General features: G+C 67.8%; 27 protein-coding genes. 25 read left to right on the top strand and 2 right to left on the bottom strand.

What is annotated here, in order from left to right; translation table 11 throughout:
• The first annotated feature begins 55 nt into the window (after nucleotides 1-55).
• The 15 genes from ACQPWU_RS27690 to ACQPWU_RS27620 all read left to right on the top strand — a co-directional run bounded on the left by ACQPWU_RS27690 (nucleotide 56) and on the right by ACQPWU_RS27620 (nucleotide 9,548).
• Nucleotides 56-787 carry a DUF2786 domain-containing protein gene (locus tag ACQPWU_RS27690; protein ID WP_433444637.1) on the top strand — a complete coding sequence of 244 codons (732 nt, stop codon included), beginning with the start codon at nucleotides 56-58 and terminating at the stop codon, nucleotides 785-787.
• Between the two features lie 75 nt (nucleotides 788-862).
• Entirely contained in the window at nucleotides 863-1,054 is a 192-nt protein-coding gene (locus ACQPWU_RS27685) for a hypothetical protein (RefSeq protein WP_433444636.1), read from the top strand.
• A complete protein-coding gene (locus ACQPWU_RS27680; protein WP_433444635.1) occupies nucleotides 1,051-1,326 on the top strand; it encodes a hypothetical protein in 276 nt (91 codons plus the stop codon). Before ACQPWU_RS27685 ends, ACQPWU_RS27680 begins: the two co-directional genes overlap by 4 nt.
• Before the next feature lie 2 nt (nucleotides 1,327-1,328).
• Nucleotides 1,329-1,634, top strand: coding sequence for a hypothetical protein (locus ACQPWU_RS27675; RefSeq protein ID WP_433444634.1), 306 nt, complete (start codon nucleotides 1,329-1,331; stop codon nucleotides 1,632-1,634).
• Nucleotides 1,631-2,605, top strand: a complete 975-nt coding sequence (locus ACQPWU_RS27670) for a hypothetical protein (protein WP_433444633.1) — start codon at nucleotides 1,631-1,633, stop codon at nucleotides 2,603-2,605. The genes ACQPWU_RS27675 and ACQPWU_RS27670 overlap by 4 nt, the downstream gene beginning before the upstream one ends.
• The gene (locus tag ACQPWU_RS27665; protein ID WP_433444632.1) at nucleotides 2,602-2,847 is read left to right on the top strand and encodes a hypothetical protein; all 246 of its coding nucleotides are present in this window, start codon (nucleotides 2,602-2,604) and stop codon (nucleotides 2,845-2,847) included. The genes ACQPWU_RS27670 and ACQPWU_RS27665 overlap by 4 nt, the downstream gene beginning before the upstream one ends.
• A complete protein-coding gene (locus ACQPWU_RS27660) occupies nucleotides 2,844-3,017 on the top strand; it encodes a hypothetical protein (RefSeq protein ID WP_433444631.1) in 174 nt (57 codons plus the stop codon). Before ACQPWU_RS27665 ends, ACQPWU_RS27660 begins: the two co-directional genes overlap by 4 nt.
• Nucleotides 3,014-3,286, top strand: coding sequence for a hypothetical protein (locus tag ACQPWU_RS27655; protein WP_433444630.1), 273 nt, complete (start codon nucleotides 3,014-3,016; stop codon nucleotides 3,284-3,286). Before ACQPWU_RS27660 ends, ACQPWU_RS27655 begins: the two co-directional genes overlap by 4 nt.
• Nucleotides 3,283-3,828, top strand: coding sequence for a hypothetical protein (locus tag ACQPWU_RS27650; protein ID WP_433444629.1), 546 nt, complete (start codon nucleotides 3,283-3,285; stop codon nucleotides 3,826-3,828). The genes ACQPWU_RS27655 and ACQPWU_RS27650 overlap by 4 nt, the downstream gene beginning before the upstream one ends.
• Nucleotides 3,828-4,370, top strand: a complete 543-nt coding sequence (locus ACQPWU_RS27645) for a hypothetical protein (RefSeq protein ID WP_433444628.1) — start codon at nucleotides 3,828-3,830, stop codon at nucleotides 4,368-4,370. The genes ACQPWU_RS27650 and ACQPWU_RS27645 overlap by 1 nt, the downstream gene beginning before the upstream one ends.
• Nucleotides 4,371-5,273: 903 nt before the next feature.
• The gene (locus ACQPWU_RS27640; protein WP_433445299.1) at nucleotides 5,274-5,516 is read left to right on the top strand and encodes a DUF6197 family protein; all 243 of its coding nucleotides are present in this window, start codon (nucleotides 5,274-5,276) and stop codon (nucleotides 5,514-5,516) included.
• Nucleotides 5,517-5,586: 70 nt separating this feature from the next.
• Complete coding sequence (locus ACQPWU_RS27635; RefSeq protein WP_433444627.1) at nucleotides 5,587-6,966, top strand: sensor histidine kinase; 1,380 nt, start codon at nucleotides 5,587-5,589, stop codon at nucleotides 6,964-6,966.
• A 407-nt stretch (nucleotides 6,967-7,373) separates the two neighbouring features.
• Nucleotides 7,374-8,318 carry a hypothetical protein gene (locus tag ACQPWU_RS27630; RefSeq protein WP_433444626.1) on the top strand — a complete coding sequence of 315 codons (945 nt, stop codon included), beginning with the start codon at nucleotides 7,374-7,376 and terminating at the stop codon, nucleotides 8,316-8,318.
• Nucleotides 8,319-8,518: 200 nt separating this feature from the next.
• Nucleotides 8,519-9,358 carry a helix-turn-helix domain-containing protein gene (locus tag ACQPWU_RS27625; RefSeq protein WP_433444625.1) on the top strand — a complete coding sequence of 280 codons (840 nt, stop codon included), beginning with the start codon at nucleotides 8,519-8,521 and terminating at the stop codon, nucleotides 9,356-9,358.
• Nucleotides 9,336-9,548 carry a DUF397 domain-containing protein gene (locus ACQPWU_RS27620; RefSeq protein ID WP_433444624.1) on the top strand — a complete coding sequence of 71 codons (213 nt, stop codon included), beginning with the start codon at nucleotides 9,336-9,338 and terminating at the stop codon, nucleotides 9,546-9,548. The genes ACQPWU_RS27625 and ACQPWU_RS27620 overlap by 23 nt, the downstream gene beginning before the upstream one ends.
• A 44-nt stretch (nucleotides 9,549-9,592) precedes the next feature.
• Here the strand turns inward: ACQPWU_RS27620 and ACQPWU_RS27615 are convergent, their stop codons facing one another.
• Complete coding sequence (locus ACQPWU_RS27615; protein ID WP_433444623.1) at nucleotides 9,593-9,832, bottom strand: hypothetical protein; 240 nt, start codon at nucleotides 9,830-9,832, stop codon at nucleotides 9,593-9,595.
• A gap of 331 nt (nucleotides 9,833-10,163) precedes the next feature.
• Between ACQPWU_RS27615 and ACQPWU_RS27610 the strand changes: the two genes are divergently transcribed.
• Genes ACQPWU_RS27610 through ACQPWU_RS27600 form a run of 3 tightly spaced genes read left to right on the top strand, consistent with a single transcriptional unit; the run spans nucleotide 10,164 to nucleotide 11,822 of the window.
• Nucleotides 10,164-10,520, top strand: coding sequence for a hypothetical protein (locus ACQPWU_RS27610; protein ID WP_433444622.1), 357 nt, complete (start codon nucleotides 10,164-10,166; stop codon nucleotides 10,518-10,520).
• Between the two features lie 27 nt (nucleotides 10,521-10,547).
• The gene (locus ACQPWU_RS27605; protein ID WP_433444621.1) at nucleotides 10,548-10,838 is read left to right on the top strand and encodes a hypothetical protein; all 291 of its coding nucleotides are present in this window, start codon (nucleotides 10,548-10,550) and stop codon (nucleotides 10,836-10,838) included.
• Nucleotides 10,839-10,874: 36 nt separating this feature from the next.
• Nucleotides 10,875-11,822: a LuxR C-terminal-related transcriptional regulator gene (locus ACQPWU_RS27600; protein ID WP_433444620.1), complete on the top strand. Its 948-nt coding sequence runs from the start codon at nucleotides 10,875-10,877 to the stop codon at nucleotides 11,820-11,822.
• Here ACQPWU_RS27600 and ACQPWU_RS27595 read toward each other — a convergent pair whose 3' ends face one another.
• The gene (locus ACQPWU_RS27595) at nucleotides 11,823-12,386 is read right to left on the bottom strand and encodes a helix-turn-helix domain-containing protein (RefSeq protein WP_433444619.1); all 564 of its coding nucleotides are present in this window, start codon (nucleotides 12,384-12,386) and stop codon (nucleotides 11,823-11,825) included.
• Nucleotides 12,387-12,593: 207 nt separating this feature from the next.
• On the opposite strand from ACQPWU_RS27595, the gene ACQPWU_RS27590 reads away from it, so the two are divergent.
• From ACQPWU_RS27590 to ACQPWU_RS27560, 7 genes are all read left to right on the top strand, one after another.
• A complete protein-coding gene (locus tag ACQPWU_RS27590; protein ID WP_433444618.1) occupies nucleotides 12,594-13,091 on the top strand; it encodes a helix-turn-helix transcriptional regulator in 498 nt (165 codons plus the stop codon).
• Between the two features lie 74 nt (nucleotides 13,092-13,165).
• On the top strand, nucleotides 13,166-13,453 hold the full coding sequence (locus tag ACQPWU_RS27585) for a hypothetical protein (protein ID WP_433444617.1): 288 nt from the start codon (nucleotides 13,166-13,168) through the stop codon (nucleotides 13,451-13,453).
• Nucleotides 13,450-13,653, top strand: coding sequence for a hypothetical protein (locus ACQPWU_RS27580; protein WP_433444616.1), 204 nt, complete (start codon nucleotides 13,450-13,452; stop codon nucleotides 13,651-13,653). Before ACQPWU_RS27585 ends, ACQPWU_RS27580 begins: the two co-directional genes overlap by 4 nt.
• The gene (locus ACQPWU_RS27575; protein ID WP_433444615.1) at nucleotides 13,650-14,045 is read left to right on the top strand and encodes a hypothetical protein; all 396 of its coding nucleotides are present in this window, start codon (nucleotides 13,650-13,652) and stop codon (nucleotides 14,043-14,045) included. Before ACQPWU_RS27580 ends, ACQPWU_RS27575 begins: the two co-directional genes overlap by 4 nt.
• Nucleotides 14,042-14,437: a hypothetical protein gene (locus ACQPWU_RS27570; RefSeq protein WP_433444614.1), complete on the top strand. Its 396-nt coding sequence runs from the start codon at nucleotides 14,042-14,044 to the stop codon at nucleotides 14,435-14,437. The genes ACQPWU_RS27575 and ACQPWU_RS27570 overlap by 4 nt, the downstream gene beginning before the upstream one ends.
• Nucleotides 14,431-15,378: a YqaJ viral recombinase family protein gene (locus ACQPWU_RS27565; RefSeq protein WP_433444613.1), complete on the top strand. Its 948-nt coding sequence runs from the start codon at nucleotides 14,431-14,433 to the stop codon at nucleotides 15,376-15,378. Before ACQPWU_RS27570 ends, ACQPWU_RS27565 begins: the two co-directional genes overlap by 7 nt.
• A complete protein-coding gene (locus ACQPWU_RS27560) occupies nucleotides 15,375-17,135 on the top strand; it encodes a recombinase RecT (RefSeq protein ID WP_433444612.1) in 1,761 nt (586 codons plus the stop codon). The genes ACQPWU_RS27565 and ACQPWU_RS27560 overlap by 4 nt, the downstream gene beginning before the upstream one ends.
• The last annotated feature ends 31 nt before the right edge of the window (nucleotides 17,136-17,166 follow it).

The following is a 17,166-nucleotide window of genomic DNA, read 5'->3' as shown; positions in this document are numbered from 1 at the left end:
GGCCCCGCCCCACAGGCGGGGCCGTTCCCATCCCTCCCCGAAACGGAGAAACCTCGTGACCACGACCGCCAGTGCGAAGAAGTTCGACCGGATCCGCAAGCTGCTCGCCAAGGCCGAAGGCACCACCAACGAGCACGAACGCCAAGCGTTCATGGAAGCCGCCCAGGGACTGATCGCCAAGTACGGCATCGACCAGGCCCGGCTCGGCTACCTCGCGTCCGGCCGGGAGAAGCCCGAACTCCGCTCCATCGCCGTCCTCGACCCGTGGAGCAAGGAACAAGCCGCCCTCCTCCACGGCATCGCCAACGCCCTGCGCTGCCGCGCCGTCGTGAGGCGCATGCCGAGAAGCAAGGTCGGGACCGTGGAACTCGTCGGCTTCGCCTACGACCTGGAACGCGTCGAACTGCTCTACCCCAGCCTGCTGCTCCAGATGCTCGGCGGCATGCACCAGCAGCACGTCCCCAACGGCGAGTCGACGACCATCTACCGCCGCTCGTGGATGTTCGGCTTCATCACCGAGGCCATCGCCAAGCTCGAAGCGGCCGAGAAGCACGCCGCCGACGAGCAGACCGCCAAGGACCAGCCGGGCGAGGTCAGCACGGCACTCGTCCTCGTCAAGAACGACGAGGTCGTGGACACGCTGTTCGCCAAGCTCTATCCCAACCTGCGCAAGTCCCGCGCCGTCAAGGTCAACGGCGACGCATGGAACCGCGGAGCCGACGCCGGCCGCCGGGCCGACGTCGGCGGTGCCCGCATCGGCACGCGACTCGCTGGCGAAATCTGCTAGCAATTCCGCCAGCAATTGTGGGGCGACGCTCGAGATCGTGGCCGCACCCTCCCACCAGCCCATCTGAGGAGAACCATGAACCAGACCAGCTACGACGAACAGGCCGAGCCGATAGACCCCGGCCAGCACGCCCCCGACCTGATCCGCGCCGTCGGCGACAAGCTCAACCAGCACTGGCCGCACCTGCTCAACGACGGCGTCCAGTACCGCGTCGCGGTGGACGCCCTTGATGGTGCCCTCGAGTATCGGTGCGAGGCGGACAGATGAGGCCCTCCGACCTCGACCCGGCCGAGCTGCAGCGGCTCCAGCACGCCGCCGAGCTGCTCGCCCAGCACGCCCACGTCATCACCAACGCCCTGCACTGCCACGCCGAGCAGATGGACACGGCCGCCCAGCGGGCCACGGACGCGTACGAGGCGGGACATAGCAGCCTGCTAATCGCCAACCAGGGCTACCGGATGGCGGCCGAACTGCTCACCGATACCGCCACCAAGGAGCGCGACGTGGCCAACCTCATCGACGCCTGGAAGGAGACCTGATCATGGCCCACGGCTGGATCATCACAGAAGACCACTGCGGCGGCACCTACAAAGGCCGCCTGAGACTGATCGGCACCCCGGCCGAGAAGATCGACCTCGAGGTGCGCCTCCGCTCCAAGGGCGAGGGGACGCCGTTCCTGATCTACGACGGCGACGGGCACCTCGACTACGCCGGGCGGATCATCGTCCCGCCCGGGGAGGAGGGCGGCGAGCTGTGGTTCGCGCCGCTCGACTGGGCCAAGGCCGACACCGGATCGGCCGAGATCCGCTACCACAACGCCGACAACGGCAAGTGGGAGGTCCTGTGAACAGGACTGTAGCCGAGCTGATCGCCAGGGCCGGACTGCCAGACGACGCGGACCTCAAGACGACGCTGCGCACCCTGACCTGGCACGTCACCACCCCGTTGAAGAACGTGGGCATTGACACCATCGGCGCCCTGGCCGCCCGCGCCGAAGCGGAGCTGCTGCAGGTGCCGCAGTTCGGGCTGCGCCGCCTGGACATGCTCAAGGCGGCGCTCGCGGCCCTGCCGCCGCGCAGTCCTCGCAGCATCGCCATCGATGACGACTGCGAGGTCCGCGTCTTCGACCCCGACCCCGACCAGGGCGACGTGTCCCGCATGTACGTGATGGAGGCGCACGGCGTCTCCATGCTGGTCTACGTCCGCAACGACGGCTCGGGCACGTACGTGCACGTCGAGAACGAGGGCATCCCGCCAGAGCATGGGCCGCTGCTGGTCGAGGTGAACAACAGCGGCGAGAACACCTACGACGTGCCGGGCGGCGAGGACAGCCCGCCGGCCGCCACGTTCCATCTGCAGTGCGCCGCCTGCGAGCACGACTGCACCAGCAGCGGCAACTACTGCATCCACTGCGGTCGCCTCGTGGATGGCCGGTGGGTGTTCCCGCTGTGGCCGGACCGCGAGAAGGCCGCCATGCCGGACCACTACGGGTGGCTCATCACCCGCGACTACCGGCACGAGGCCCAGCACCCCGACTGCCCGGACGCCCCCACGTGCCTCGTGGACGCGTGCGGCATGGGAGGGCCCGCCGACGAGATGACGCAGGACATCTCCGACCGGCTCCACATCCAGCGTGAGGGTCTGCCGTTCCGGCTGTTCGACGGTGACGGCACGCTCTGCTTTGAGGGCCGCCTGATCGTCCCCGAGGGCCAGGAGGACGGGCCCGCCCTGTTCGCCCCGCTCGACGCGGCGAAGAAGCATGCCGGATGCACCACCATCGCCTACGCCGATGAGCACGGCGAGTGGAGGCCGCTGTGATCCTCGACCCCAGCCACGCCGAGATCGAGAAGAAGCTCGCGGCCGACCCGATCGTCCAGGCCATGGCCGAGGGCCTGCGCGGCGTCCCGATCGAGAACCTCGCCCACGACGGCGGCACCCCCCGCCACGAGTTCATGGGCGCCGCCAACGACGAGTACCGCAAGCGGGGTGGCCAGATCGGCGGCCACCTGGGCGCGGTGGCTAGGGCGCTGCTGCAGCTCCTCAAGGCGGAGCGGCCGTGAAGCGGCCCCCCATCACCACGGCGGAAGAGTTCGTGCAGGCCCTCGCGGAGGGCGGCATGCCGTTCGCTGACGACGACGCCCGCTACTGCCCGGCCCACGGCTGGGAGTGCGACCACCAAGACAAGTGCTCGCCCGACGAGTGCGAACTGGAAGGAGATTGCTGCCGATGATCACCAAACCGCCTGCCCGGTATCTGGAGGCCGTGGACGAGCTCGCGGCCGACCCCATCGTGAAGAGGATGGCCGCGCGCCTGGCCGACGTCCCCGGCGAGCAGCGCGTCCACGCTGACGGCACCCTCGACTACCGCTTCATGTGCGAGGTCGCCGACGACTACATCGACGCCGGCGGCCAGCACCGCGGCCCCGTGGGCGCGATCGCCCACGCGGTGCTGCGCCTGCGCGCCGAATCAGCTCTGACCGAAGGAGATTCCCGCTCATGAGCATCAGCGCCTACATCGGACGCGAGGACATCAAGGAGGTCGTCGGCCTGCTCGGCGCGGCGCCGGGCGATCCCAACTTCGGCGTGGAGATCATCCCGACGACCGTCAGCGGCGAAGAGGAGAACCCCGTCTCCATCCACCGCGCCGCCGTGACGTGCGCGGAGATGATCGCCGAGGGCGCCATCGACTATGGCGCCCGGCAGGGGCTGTTCAACGTCGAGTACTCCTTCGAGGACAGCAACGACGGGAGGGTCACTTCGGTCACGCCGATCGAGGAGCACGACCCCGACGCGGACCGGCAGGTGGCTCGCGAGATCGTCGCCGAGCTCACCGAGCGGTTCGACCTCGACCGCTACGCCAAGCTCGGTCTGACCGGCGACCAGGTGGCCGACCTCGTCAAGCTCGCCTTGGCCGTGTGCAGCGCGTCGGAGGAGTCGAACCCGCTGCACTGGGCCATGGACTTCTACAAGGACCCGGACGAGCTGGTGCGCGTCGGCGCGGCCGCCTGGCGCAAGATCCGCGACCCGTACGGGGCGATCTGATGGGCGTCCACACCGTCACCATCGATGCCCGCGACACGCGGGTGCGTGTGCTGCCAGCCGACGATCCGGAGCTGGGCGACCTGTTCGACGGTACCCCTCCCGAGGGGTACGCGCTGCAGCTGACCGGCCGCAACGATGAGGCCGTCATCGTCAGCAGCCACATCAAGATCGCGGCCATCGTCCGCCGTCTGGCGGTGGAGGCCCGTCACCGGTTCACCGGCAGCGGCGTGTCCACCCGCTCGGAGTACAGCCTGCCGGTGGACGTCGTTGCGGCGCAGCTGTGGCACGCCGGGCACGTACCGGACGAGGACGGGGCGCTGCTGGCGGCCGGGACGGTGGTCGACTGCCTGCGGAACGCGGCGTTCGACGTGGAGCTGCGGCCGGTGGGCACGCATCCCCGACCCTCCCGACGACAGTACGTAGTGATCTCTATTGGGTACCGGTCTCGGTTAGACCAAGGTCGCCATGTTTGCCTGGATCTAGACCCTCTATATAGAAGTTTCAGGAGCGGAATAGCGCGCGTGCACTACCCTGAGTTTTAGGCAATAGTTTCAACGTTATGGCGCCTGATCCCATCCCGGTCCCGGTTGACCTTTCTCTAGAGGCAGCGTGCTGAGAAGCGGAGTAGTCATGCGCGATTATGGTTGGCTAAGTAAGATTACGCGGATCCTCTTCGCAGGAGCTGTTCTTCCGGCCTCGCTCGCCGTGGCACCGGCCCATGCTTGGCCCGCAGGCTTCTTCCGGCTCTGGAACGCCGAGCGAGGCGTGGAGCCCCGCCACCAGCGCATGATGGACGCAAGGGGTCCCGAGAGGGACATGGACGGGTTTGTCCGACTGACCAACGATCCAACTACCCGTCATGACTCGGAGCTGTGGAAGTTTAGATTTCCCCGCTCAGGCACCCTTGGTCAGGCGAGATTGGTCAACAAACATACAGGGCAATGCATAGCATTCGATACCGCTCCGACGCCAGGTGGTGGTAAAGGGATTCTCCTGAAGCCATGCACTGATCCCAGCACCCTATGGGTTGTCATGCCGCAGGGCGAAAACAAAGTAATGTTTCGCACGCCTGGCTCGCTGACTTGGGCTGCCTGTTTGGTCAAAGGAAGAAGCACCGACGGCAGGATCGATTATCTACGCGCCAGAGCATGTGAGAGCCCTCTATACACCTTTACGAGAGTCTGGGAATACGACTTCCCGCCATGGCGGAACTTCTGACCGGGTCCTCCAGAGCCTGGACGCCGGTCACCGCCACCTCATCGGAGCGGGAGGGATGTACTCGAAGCTGACGAGCCCGAGCCGGCACGGGTCGAGCGTGTCCTTGTGCTGGTTCCGCCGCTTGCTGCTGATGTGGAGTTTGGTGGCGCGGGCCTGCCGCTGCCACCGTGGCGACCGGTCCCGGTACGAGCCCGGAAGGCGACATCATGACCGAATAGGCGCGGGCGCTGCTGCTGAAGGCGGCCGACGTCCAGGAGGCCAACGGGCTGCACCAGCATGGCTGGTACGACCATGCGCAGCAGGCCCTCGACACCCCCGACCCGCGCAAGTCCCGGGTCTGCGCGCTCGGCGCGATCAACATCAACGACTCGACCGGCCCCCCGACACGGACCGATCACTACGAAACAAGATCAGATGGTCTCCAAGTCTCCGCCGTGCATACGTTTAACCAAGGTTCACCCCTGCCATGACATTGGATCTTGGATTTCCGCCTTCGTACCTGTATGCGTAGAAAAGGCCAACACGGGTGGGAGATCGTTTATGTGGCCTTTTTGGCGTCATCGCTCCATTCAAGCACGCCTCACACTCCTTGCCGGGGCGCTATCCCTGATCGTCTTCACCGTGATCGCGGTAGGTCTCGACCTCATGATCCGCACCGCGATCCGGGACAACATCTTCCGCGAGACGCAGCGTGTGGCGACCGACTGGATCGCGTCGATGAAGCCTAGCCGCCCTCCGGTTGCGATCCCAACCACTGCAGTCAACCTCCTGCAACTCGTCGACTCGCACGGACGGGTGGTGACGGCCAGCCCCGCCCTTGCCGGGAAGCCGCCACTCAGCACTGTCTGGCCGCCCTACGACGACCGCATCCTCCACCTCACCGAGTGCTCCCACGGCGGCTGCGTCATGTTCACGGCCAACCGCGTTTCACCCCAGGAGGCCCGCTTCGTGTGGGGGGGCGAGTCTCACATCGTCTACGCCGGAAGGGCCGAACCGCCCGCCCTGGCCTCGCACATCCTGGAGGTCAGCACGCTGACCGCGGCCCTGCTGGCCAGCGTCTTCACCACCTGGATGATCTGGTCGCTGGTCGGACGGACACTGCGACCCGTGGAAGCGATCCGCGCCAGAATGTCGGAGATCAGCGTCAGCGAACTGAGCTTGCGGGTGCCGGAACCGGCCTGCGACGACGAGATCGGGCAACTGGCGCGCACGGCCAACAAGACCCTGTCCCGGCTGGAAGAGGCAGTGGAGCAGCAGCGGCACTTCGCCTCCATCGTCTCCCATGAACTCAAAACCCCGGTGACCGGCCTCCAGACCCAGCTCGAAGAAGCGGTGCTGTATCCAGACGACGTCGATCAGGGCAAGGTGATCCAAGCAGGGTTGGCGACGACAGAGCGGCTCCGAGCACTGATCGACGACATCCTGATCTTCGCCCGAATCCGCACGGTCCCTCCCGAGCCTCCCGAGCCGGTCGACCTCGGGGCGCTGGTAGAGGAAGAGCTGATCACGACGACGTGGCCCGTGCCGGTGCACATCCAGGTAAAGGGCAACGTGACGGTCCTCGGCAACCGCGTCCAACTCACCGAAGTGCTCAACAACCTGGTCGTCAACGCCCAACGGCATGCCGCAACCGGCGTCGAGGTCAGTGCCGAGCGCAAGGATGGCCAGGCGGTGGTCACGGTGAGCGATGACGGAGACGGTATCGCCCTGGAGGACCGCGAACGGGTTTTCCAGCCCTTCACACGACTCAACGATGGGCAGCGCAAGGACCCCACCGGTACCGGGCTCGGACTCGCCATCTCCCGCGCCATCGCCGCCACCCACCATGGGACACTGAAGATCGAGGACAGCACGCGAGGCGCACGCTTCGTCCTCCGACTGCCGCTGCTCCAGCCCGGCACCACAGACCGTCAGGCATGACCGCTCCACTCATTGGTTCGACTCGGCGGACTCAATCAAATAGGAAGCATGGGCGACTGTCAGTGCCTCCGCCGACGTTCGGCCAGGACTGACTACCCACTCGGCGAGATGACGCAGGGCGGCGGGCCTGTACCCGAACGAGCTGACCAGCTCGTACTCAGGCGCGGAGCTGGCACGTGAGGCTGCCCGGCTGCTGGCCGCCCACCTCGTTAAGCACGGGCTGGCGGAGTGGCCGAACGACGGGGACACGATCAGGATCGTGGGCCTGAACTGGGCGGACAAACCGGGCCAGACCGCCGGGTCGATCGCCGCGGTGATGCGGGCGGCGGCTGCTGGCTGATCTCGCTAGCTAATACGCTAGTGGAATGGCCGACACCCCTCCCGGCCTGGCGAAAGGATGTGTTGCGTTGAGCGAATCCCCGCTGTGTGCAGCTCCCCGATGCAGCGGACAGCGGGGGCCTCGCCAGGCCGAACCCGGCCAGCTGATCTGCGCCGCCTGCACGACCCGGTTGCGGCGCGATATCGAGATCACCCCCACCCTCGACCGGTGGCTCGCCCACCACGTCGCTCCCGGGAGCGGGGGAGGGGTGAAGGTGTCCGGAAGCCGCGAGGCGCCAGTCCCGGTACGGCTGGAGGTCATCGACCACGCCGCCCACATGCGGCACGTGCTCACGTCGTGGGTGTGGCTGGTCGCCGAGCACCGCGGCCTGGTGTATCCGGAGCGCGCCAGCGTGGAGGACCTGGCCGTGTGGCTGGCCCGGCACGTCGGGTGGGCGGCTGGGCAGGGGTGGATCGGAGACATGTGTGATGAGCTGGCCGGGCTGCGGCGCACGGCGCATGCGCTCGCGCCGTGGCAGGTCCACGTGCAGGAGCTGGTCGGGCCGTGCCTGAACTGCGAGCTGCGCGCCCTGATCCGGGTGGCGGGGGGGACCTACATCGAGTGTGACCTGCGGGTCGGCGGATGCGGCTATCTGTGGTCGGCCTCGGAGTATCACAGTCATGTGGCCGAGCTAGTCGAAGTCGAGACTGCAAGGACTAATATGCTGGACATGATGAGGCGACACCCCGGCAGGCTGCCGCCCGCCGAGCAACGCGCGAAGGCCGAGACAGCCCTGACCGAAGCGACCGAGCGATACGAGGCCGCACGCAGGGACGCTCAGGAGGCGTACGACCGCGCGATGGCCGAGCCCACCGCGGCCTGGCACGAGGCGATCCGGGCGGCTGCGGCCTCACCCGAAGGGGTTCCTGCGGCGGACAAGAAGAGCCTGGTGACGCGGGTTACGATCAGCAAGATCACCGGCCTGCATTTCAAAGTGATCCAGGCGATTGTCAACACGCCCGCTGAGCCGTAGCATCACGCGCGAAGTCCCGGCACAAATAATGGGGTGCCGGGGCTTCGTCATGTCCGGGGGTGGCCCAGTCTCTCCGGGGACGCTGAAGACGTTTACGCGCGGCAATCGGTTTACAGCAAGCACTCTTTCCTGATCACTTTGCGATCACGGTTGCGGAGCGGCCGGGGTGTCCTTTCCGCCGTTCCTTCACAATTCCTTGCATGCCGTCGCGTATCAGCCCGCCCCTGCGCCGGGCCCAGCTCGGAGAGACACTGCGGGAACTGCGCGCCGCCAGCGGCCTGAAGCTCGACGAGGTCGCCCAGAAGTTGCGCTGCTCGCGCGGCAAGGTGTCCAACGTCGAGAACGGCAACTCGCTGGTGACGCCCGGCTACGTCCGCGACGCCCTCGCGCTGTACGGCGCCGACGAGCCGACCCAACGGCGGTGCATCCAGCTCATCATGGACGCCCGCACCGAGCCGTGGTGGAAGCCCTACGGCAAGGTTCTCGGCGACTACGTCATCTACGAGACCGAGGCCCGCGTCATCCGCTACTGGCAGGCGCAGGTGGTGCCCGGCCTGCTGCAGACCCTCGACTACGCCCGCGCGGTCATCGCCGCCGACCGGCCGTGGGAGGAGCACGACCTGGTGCGGCTGCGCGCCCGCGCCCGCATTGCCCGCCAGACGCTGCTGTCCGCCGACGACCCGCTCGCGGTGGAGGCCATCATTGGCGAGCAGGCGCTGCGCCAGCCGATCGGCGGCCCCACGGTGATGGCCGACCAACTCGGCAGACTCCTCGAGGAGGCCGGCCGGTCGACGACGTCGATCCGCGTGCTCGCCGGTGCCGCGGTCATGTCGTCGTTCGTGCTGTACGCGATGCCGGACATGCCGCCGGTGCTGTACCGGGAAGGAGTGGATGAGATCGTTGATCACGGCGGTGTGCCGGAGTTCGAGCTCCGCTTCGAGCACCTGGCCGCCGCGGCGCTGACTCGAGGAGAGTCGGCTGGTCTCATCCGTTCGATCCGTGAGGAGTTTCTGCAGCTTGTTGACCGAGGAGTGGCGTAAGGCCCCGGAGTCGGAGTCCGCGGGGTGTGTCTGGGTGCGGCTGCATCGCGGCCGTGTGGAGGTGGCCAGGACGCGGGTGTCCGGCGGCGGGCCGGACGAGGAGGGGCCGGTCAGTCAGTTCACCCCGCACGAGTGGCGGATCTTCCTGAACGGAGTCCGCACCAGCAGCCGATTCGATCTCCCCGGCTAGCACCCGACTTCCAGGGCCGCCCCCCGCGGCCCTGGAGACGCCGGTTACCGGCGGCGACTGTGCCTGCTGCCGTCGCGCAAGCCCGCCATGTAGGCGGCATACACCTCCACTGGCTGCCGGGATCGCGCCAGTACGGCCCGCCTGAACGCGACGGTGGAGACGGACGCCAGCACAGCACCGCACGCCATCAGCAGGAGCGACGGCCCGCTGATCACAGCGAGCACGAAGGTGGAGCTGGCCCCGGCACCGGCCAGTGCGGCCAGCGCCCCCGTGGGTGTGGTCATCGGTTGTATCGCCCCTTCGCCGTTGAGGGTGGTTAAACGTTGAACGCCACACTCTGTCACCTCTGGAATCCAGCGTCATCACGCTGATATCGATTGTTACTTTTTTTCACACTCTGCTCTCGGGCACACTGAGTTTCGTTATTGTGCTCGTGGCACTTCGGTGCCAAGGGTGAAATGTGCCGCGCGAATCGGTAGACAAGGCAGGGGTCGGACTAATTGCATAGCCCTTCGGCAGATGACACGTGTCGCTGACTGCGTATCTACCAGTCAGTAGCCAAGTCAGTCGTTGCCTGGACTACTCCTGACCCATTGCCCGAAAGGCTCCTAGCTCATGCTGTCGCGACTTCCCCGAACGACCCGGACCCTCCTCGCCACCGCCGGCGTGGCAACTCTGCTGCTGACCGGAACTGCAGCCGCGCATGCGGAGGAACCCACCCCGACGCCGACCGTCAGCGTCGACACCACTGCGGCCCCGGCACCAGCCGAGACGCCAACCGCGACGGTCACGCCGACGCCGGGCAAGACCACGGAGACGAGCAACACGACCTACACCAAGGTCACCAACCTGGACGGCACCGTCACCGTCACGAAGACCACGACGAAGACGATCACCACGACGGAAACCAGCACCTACCCCTCCACCAGTCAGGTGCCTGCCTCACTCCAGGACCACATGGGCGGCTGGTAGCCACCCCCGCAACCCGTAGGAGGCACCATGCCGCGCCGGTACAACCGTTCGTGGCTGGCATGCGTCCTGGCCACGGCCGCCAGCTGGATGTTCAGCGTGGCGGCCGTGGTGGGCGCGGCCCCGCTCGCCGGAGACGAACTGCTGCTGATCGCCGTCTGGCTGGTCACCGCGGCTATGCCAGTGACGAAGCTGGCGGCCCAGTTGTATCCCGTCCAGCGCCGCACGATCGCCGCCTATCGTGCCTACCGGCTGGGGGTGTTGCACGCAGAGGAGAACTACGCCGCACATGCCGCTGAGCGGATGACCTGCAAGTACTAGCCCGGCCTCTCTCTGGCAGGGGCACTCCACGGGGAGATGATGTACGAGACACTCGGCCTCGGCGAGGATGCCGAGAAAATGTACCGGCGCATTCTGACTGACGGCCCTCTGCCAGCGGCGATGTTCACGGAGGGCACGGCTGAGGCCACCAGCATCGAGGTGTTGCGCGCGGAGGGGCTGGTCTTCGGGCGCGACCGGCTGACCGCCGCGCGCCCGGGCCTGGCCCTGGGGAGCCGGATCCTGCGGCGGGCTGAGGGGGTGGTCGCCGCGCAGGCTCGGCTGGCGGAGCTGGAAGAGCTGTATGTGGCAAACGTGCGCCACCATGCCGAGCGGATCCCGGTCGAGGTGATGACGGACGGCGAGCAGGTGCGGCGTTCGTTCGTCCAGATCGAGCAGGCGGCCCGCAAGGAGCTGATGTCGTTCGTGACGTGGCCGTACCGGGTGATGAGCGAGCCGCCGCCGCCCGCTCCCGGCGAAGAGCATCCTCGATGCCGCATCCTCCTGGAGGAGGAGGTGTTCAAGGACCCGGCGGCGCTGCAGGCGGCGCAGCATTCCAGGGACAGCGGGTGCGAGATCCGGGTGATCGACAAGCTGCCGTTCAAGTTGCTGATCGGCGATCGCAGCCAGGCCATGGTTCCGCAACTGCCGGGCGAATCGCTGCCGGTGCTGCTGGTGCATCCGGGCGTGATCCTGGACAGTCTGGTGGCGGTCTTCGAGACCTACTGGGCGCAGGCGCTGCCGCGCCGGTCGGCCTGGCGCAACAACGGCACCGACGAGGCACGGCCGACCGAGCAGGAGATCACCATCCTGCGGCACCTGGCACGCGGGGCGACCGAGGGCGCGATCGCCACGACGCTGGGCATCTCCAGGCGCACGGTGATCCGGCGTGTGCAGTCGCTCATGGACCGGGCCGGGGTCGACACCAGGCTGCAGCTCGGTGTGCACGCGGTGCGCAGCGGCTGGCTGGGCCGGTTGCTCGACTGATCAGGCGGTGTCGAGGCCGAGCTGGGCGTCGGTGAGGTCGGCCAAGCTTTCGTGGTGCTTGAGCAGCGCCTCTATCATGCGTTTCTTGTCCGTGGGCTTGGCTCCGGGCAGTGTGTTGATTTCCGCGATCTGCCGTTGAAGCCGGGCGGTGAACGCGCTGATGTCCACGTGCGCATCTCCGGTTGACGCCTGGTCGGCGGCGCGTTCGGCCAGCTCTTTGCGCAGCCATTCGGCGGCTTTGCCTCGGCCGAGCTCGTCGAGCTCGTCGGGATCGATGTTGCCGTAGGCGAGCGCCATCATGACGACGAACCGGTCATCGGCGCGGCGCCGGCCACTTTCCCAGTGGGATATGCCGCTGTTGGAGATCTGCTGGCGGGGCGACAGCGCGGAGATCGCCTCGGCGGCCTGGACCAGCGACATGGCGTCCAGGCGTTCGGTGCGTTTGGCCTTGAAGAATGCGCCCTGTTCTTCGAACGCTGCTTCGCCGCGTGTACTGGTGGTTGGCACGAGGCTCGACCCTTTCCTACCTGGCGCTTGGGTGCGCACTTTGCGCTTCGGCGTCACAGTAGCAGTCCGCGTTGCCGTTTGGACACAGGCAACTCCTGTCAATTCGACTCCATATTCAGAGGCGATTGCTCGCTCTGCCAAGTACTGTCATCTCCAAAACGCACAAATCTTGACGCAGCGCACGGTGCGCACTAGGGTCGCAGCGTGCGCAAGATCCGTCCTAAACAAGATCAACTATCGAGCGTGGGAGAGGAGAGGGAAACCGTGAACAAGCTGGGAGAACGCGCTACAGCAGCGTTCAACGTGCTTCGCAAAGCGAGCACCGACGACGTGCGCGACACCGACCCGGACGTACCCGCAGACGTGCTGCGGACCCTCACCGAAACCCGGCTCGTCACCCTCGCGCCCGCAGCGGGCGGCGGCCGACGTATCACCGTCACCACCGAGGGATACACGTCGCTGGCCGCCTCGCTCGGCACCGACTACCGCGTCACCCTGGCGAAGCTGCGCGACGGCCTGCCCGTCTCCCTCGACGAGCTGATGAGCCTGGACCTGATCCGGGTCGCCGATGTCCGCAAGATCCTCGGCGTCAGTCACCGCACCGCCAACCTCCTGGTGGAGAAGGGTCACCTGCCGCACTTCGAGGTGCACAGCCGCTCCCACCGCGTCCCGTACGCGGCCGTCGTCCATTACCTGGCGCAGCGGCTCGTCTTGCCCCGGACGACCACGTGTTCCTGCCCCTGCACCTGCACCGCCGCCTGACCCGAAACGAGACCCCCATGAACCACACCACGCGCGCCGCGAACGCCGATCTCGCTAGCGATTCCACTAGCCAGATGGCGCCCGTTTCGGAGTGCACCGCCCCTCACGGTGATCGTGTAGCCGACGCGCAGAGCCGGGGGTGCCCGCTCGACCCGGGCACCCCCGCCTCCTTCGCCGACCGCTTCACCAGCATCCTCGCCGAACAGGCCCACGCCCTGCCCGGCGAGCAGCTCCTGGCCCTCTACGACGAGGGCACCCAGCTCGGCGGCGTCTCCCAGCTCCTCATGGGCGTCGTCCGCGCCGAGCTGGCCGACCGCAGCGAGCTCCCCCCGACCGCGCCCGCCACCGGAGGACAGCGATGAGATTCGGCCGCCGCCCGTACGACGACGCCGCCGACGTCGATCACCTGGCATGGGTGACCGCCCTGGCCAGCGACGACCAGACCGTCAGCCAGCCCCCGGCCCAGCCGGTGTGGCGCGACCCGGCCAACCCGGCCGAGCAGCTGCTCACGCCCGCCGACGAGCACGACTACACCTGGTTCGAGCGGGGGAGTGCCTGGTGAGCGCGATTCTCTACCGCGAAGGCGACCGGGTCACCCTGACCATCCCCGGCATCATCTACCGGGTCGACCCGGAGGACCCGGCCCGCTACCACCTCCGCCACGGAGACCAGGGCCTGGTGTATTTCCGCACCGACGACGCCAGCATCGATCACACGCTGGTGGCCACGGCCGACTGGCCGCCGCTGCCCGGCGACATCTGGCGCGACCGCGACCGGAAGCGCTGGTTCTGCCAGGTCGAGACCGACCCCGACCGGCCGACGATCATCCTGACCAGCGAGTTCGCGGCCGTCTACACCGGCGAGCACGGCCTGATGAAGGCCGTCCGGAACTACGGGACGTTCCACCTGGAGATCCCCGGCCGCGTCCGCCTCGAACGGGAGGGCGGCCGGTGAGCGACCCCATCTACCGCCTCGGCGACCGCGTCCGGGTCACGTACGAAGGCGTCATCGACAAGGTCGACAAAGGCGACCCGCACCGCTTCGGCTTCCGCGTCGGCCAGTTCGACACTGAGTACTTCCGCACCGACGACGCAACGACAAGGCACGAGTTGGTGGCCGCCGCCGAGTGGCCGCCGATTCCCGGCGACACGTGGACGGACAGCACCGGCAAGGACTGGCTCGCCCACGCGACCGAGGACAACGGGTACGGCATCGGCCTGACCTCGGAGTTCGGTGCCCGCTTCGAGGACAAGGACGGGATCAAGACGGCGGACCAGCTGTACGGGCCGTTCCGGCTGAAGACTCCCGGCAAGCGCCGCCTCGAACGCCCGGAGCGCCCGTGCTGACCGCAACGGCGGGGACCGCCCGCCGGCTCGGCCGGTTCCGCCCGGACAGCCGCCGCGGCCGCAAGGAACGGCGCGGCAGGTTGGGCGGGTCGTCGATCGCCGCGGTGATCGGGAAGTCGCCGTGGGCGTCGCCGTACTCGGAGTGGTGCCTGCAGAAGGGCCTCATCCAGCCGGAGCCGTCGACCCCTGAGCAGATGCGGGGCCACTACTTGGAGCCTGGCATCCGGGCCTGGTTTGCCGACCAGCACCCGGAGTTCACGGTCCGCTCCGGCGGCACGTACGTGCACGTCGAGCGGGACTACCAGCTGGCCAGCCCGGACGCGTTGTGCTTCCAGGACGGCGTGCTGGTCGAGGGTGCCGAGTTCAAGACCGACGCCGACGCGTACGGCTCCGGATGGGGCCGCCCCGGTACCGACGAGGTGCCCCTGTACTACCGGGTGCAGGTGGTCTGGTACATGGACACGTTCGGTGTGCCCCGGTGGCGGTTCGGCCTGCTGGACGGCCGCCTGTCGTTCCGCGAGTACGTCATCGAGTACGACGCCGTCGAGGCGGCGATCTTGCGGGACGCGGCCGAGGACTTCTTGGCGTCGGTGTTCTGGGACGAGATGCCGGACCTCGACCCCCACCCGGCCACGTACGCCACGGTGCGCAAGCTGCACCCGAAGATCGACCGGGACGCCACGGTGCAGCTGCCGCCCGTGCTGGCGGCCGAGCTGCGGGCCGCCGTGCTCGATGTGGGCGCGGCGGAGACGCGGAAGCGGCTGGTCCTGTCCAAGGTCGGCACGTTCATGGGCAATGCCCGACGCGCCATGCACGGCGGCTACGACTACGCGCTGCGCCAGCTGTCGAGCAAAGGCCTGCCGTATGTGAAGCCCGACAACCACCTTGATCAGGTGCCACCGCCTGATCTTCCTGACGACACCACGGAGGAGGCCGCGTGAGCGACAATCTGCCCGCCCTGATCGAGGAGATGAATCACCGCATCGGCAAGCACACCGCCGAGTTCGAGGCCGCGCTGCCCAAGGGGGTGACGGTCGCCCAGCTCAAGCAGGACGCCCTGAACAGCCTGCGCGCGACACCGAAGCTGGCTCAGGCATTTGCGCCCACGGTGCTCGGGGCGCTGATGACCTGCGCGCAGCTCGGGCTACGGCCTGGGGTATCCGGTCTCGGCCACGCGTGGCTGCTGCCGTTCAAGAACTACAGGGAGAACAACCGACTCGAAGCCCAGCTCATCATCGGCTACCGCGGCTACGTGGATCTGGCATACCGCCATCCGGCCGTGCAGGGCGTCGTGTCGCGCATCCGCTACGCGAACGACAGGTACAAGCTCGTCTACGGCCTCGACGGCGACACGCTGGAGCACGAGCCGCCCGCTGACGGCGGTCCCCGCGGCGAGGCGGTGCTGTACTACGCCATCGCCCGGGTGCGCGGCCACAGCATCATCACCGAGCCCATGTCGCGCCGGGAGATGGAGGAGCACCGCGACAAGTTCGCGATGGCTAAGAGCCGGGAGCGCGGCATCGTCGGCCCCTGGCGTGACCACTTCGACGAGATGGCGCGTAAGACGATGATCCGGGCGCGTCTCGTCAAGGCCATCCCGACCGCGCTCGACATGGCGATCGGCCTGTCCGTGGACGAGGGCGTGCGGCTCGACTTCGACCCGACCGCCAACCCCGCCGAGGTGACCACTCATCCCGACCAGATGGACGAGGAGGAGGCGGCAGACCCCGGGCAGTCCGTACGCGAGTCCGTCACCATCCGCGAGTCGTTCCCCAGCGGCGGCTTGACCGGCAGCCAGGACCGCGAGATCTCCAGGCTCATGCGCGACCGCAAGATAAGCAAGGAGCAGGCCCTGGATCTGGTGGAGCGCAAGTTCGGCGAGCGGAAGTCGGCCCGGCAGCTCAGCGAGGAGCAAGCCGCCGAGCTGATCGAGGAGCTGAAGAAGATTCCGCTGCCCACGATGGAGGGCGAGGTCTTCCCGCCCAGCCACCCGTCGACCGAGCCGGACCAGCCGGCCACGGCCAAGGCGGTGCGGATGGCCACCCGCCCGCAGATGAACATGATCCACGCCACGCTGGCCGAGCGGGGCATCACCGACGACGACGCGGTCCGCGCCGAGATCGGCCGCATCCTGGGCGAGAAGATCGAGAGCCGCAAGGATGTGACGTTCGACCAGGCCGCCCGGGTGCTCGACCACCTCGACGCGCCCGACGCGCCTCCGGCCGGACCGCCTACGAGCCCGCCCATGCCGGACAAGGACGAGCTGGTGCGGGAGCACATCGTCGAGCTGATCCGCGCCGAGTGGGCTCGAGCGGGCGGCACCCCGCAGACGCTGGCAGGGGCGTTCCGCAAGGCCATGAACGTCGGCCACCGCGAGGCCGCCACGAACGAGCTGAACGCCTTCCTGCAGCAGTTCCACGCCGGGAAGCACCAGCCCACCTCAGCGGCGGCGCGGCAGCGGGCCAAACTCCTCGACGGGATCAACGCCCGGTTCGACGGGCTCGACGAACAGCTGAGCAGCGACGAACGGCTGCGGGACATGTCGAGGCTGCTCAACCGGCCGGTGCACCGCCTGCAGGACCTTACCGCCGAAGAGGTGGACACGGTCCATGAAGTGCTCGGTGACTGCGCCGGGCTCGCCAAGAAGTGGGACGACGCCATCAAGGCGGCCGAAGCCGCGTGGACGGTACAGCAGTAACCCACCCCTGGATCCACCCCGGCCCGCACAT

This window comes from Nonomuraea sp. CA-141351 (assembly GCF_050944675.1).
In the GTDB taxonomy this organism is placed as follows: Bacteria; Actinomycetota; Actinomycetes; order Streptosporangiales; family Streptosporangiaceae; genus Nonomuraea.
The sequence above is the reverse complement of the archived record's forward strand: the minus strand, read 5'-3'. Positions and strand labels throughout refer to the sequence as shown.

Excerpts from the sequence above, each read along its gene's own strand:
- ACQPWU_RS27685 (WP_433444636.1), top strand. The coding sequence starts at position 863 with ATGAACCAGACCAGCTACGACGAACAGGCCGAGCCGATAGACCCCGGC.
- ACQPWU_RS27675 (WP_433444634.1), top strand. The coding sequence starts at position 1,329 with ATGGCCCACGGCTGGATCATCACAGAAGACCACTGCGGCGGCACCTAC.
- ACQPWU_RS27600 (WP_433444620.1), top strand. The coding sequence starts at position 10,875 with ATGATGTACGAGACACTCGGCCTCGGCGAGGATGCCGAGAAAATGTAC.
- ACQPWU_RS27605 (WP_433444621.1), top strand. The coding sequence starts at position 10,548 with ATGCCGCGCCGGTACAACCGTTCGTGGCTGGCATGCGTCCTGGCCACG.
- ACQPWU_RS27580 (WP_433444616.1), top strand. The coding sequence starts at position 13,450 with ATGAGATTCGGCCGCCGCCCGTACGACGACGCCGCCGACGTCGATCAC.
- ACQPWU_RS27680 (WP_433444635.1), top strand. The coding sequence starts at position 1,051 with ATGAGGCCCTCCGACCTCGACCCGGCCGAGCTGCAGCGGCTCCAGCAC.
- ACQPWU_RS27650 (WP_433444629.1), top strand. The coding sequence starts at position 3,283 with ATGAGCATCAGCGCCTACATCGGACGCGAGGACATCAAGGAGGTCGTC.
- ACQPWU_RS27645 (WP_433444628.1), top strand. The coding sequence starts at position 3,828 with ATGGGCGTCCACACCGTCACCATCGATGCCCGCGACACGCGGGTGCGT.
- ACQPWU_RS27610 (WP_433444622.1), top strand. The coding sequence starts at position 10,164 with ATGCTGTCGCGACTTCCCCGAACGACCCGGACCCTCCTCGCCACCGCC.
- ACQPWU_RS27615 (WP_433444623.1), bottom strand. The coding sequence starts at position 9,832 with ATGACCACACCCACGGGGGCGCTGGCCGCACTGGCCGGTGCCGGGGCC.
- ACQPWU_RS27585 (WP_433444617.1), top strand. The coding sequence starts at position 13,166 with ATGGCGCCCGTTTCGGAGTGCACCGCCCCTCACGGTGATCGTGTAGCC.
- ACQPWU_RS27655 (WP_433444630.1), top strand. The coding sequence starts at position 3,014 with ATGATCACCAAACCGCCTGCCCGGTATCTGGAGGCCGTGGACGAGCTC.
- ACQPWU_RS27635 (WP_433444627.1), top strand. The coding sequence starts at position 5,587 with ATGTGGCCTTTTTGGCGTCATCGCTCCATTCAAGCACGCCTCACACTC.
- ACQPWU_RS27625 (WP_433444625.1), top strand. The coding sequence starts at position 8,519 with ATGCCGTCGCGTATCAGCCCGCCCCTGCGCCGGGCCCAGCTCGGAGAG.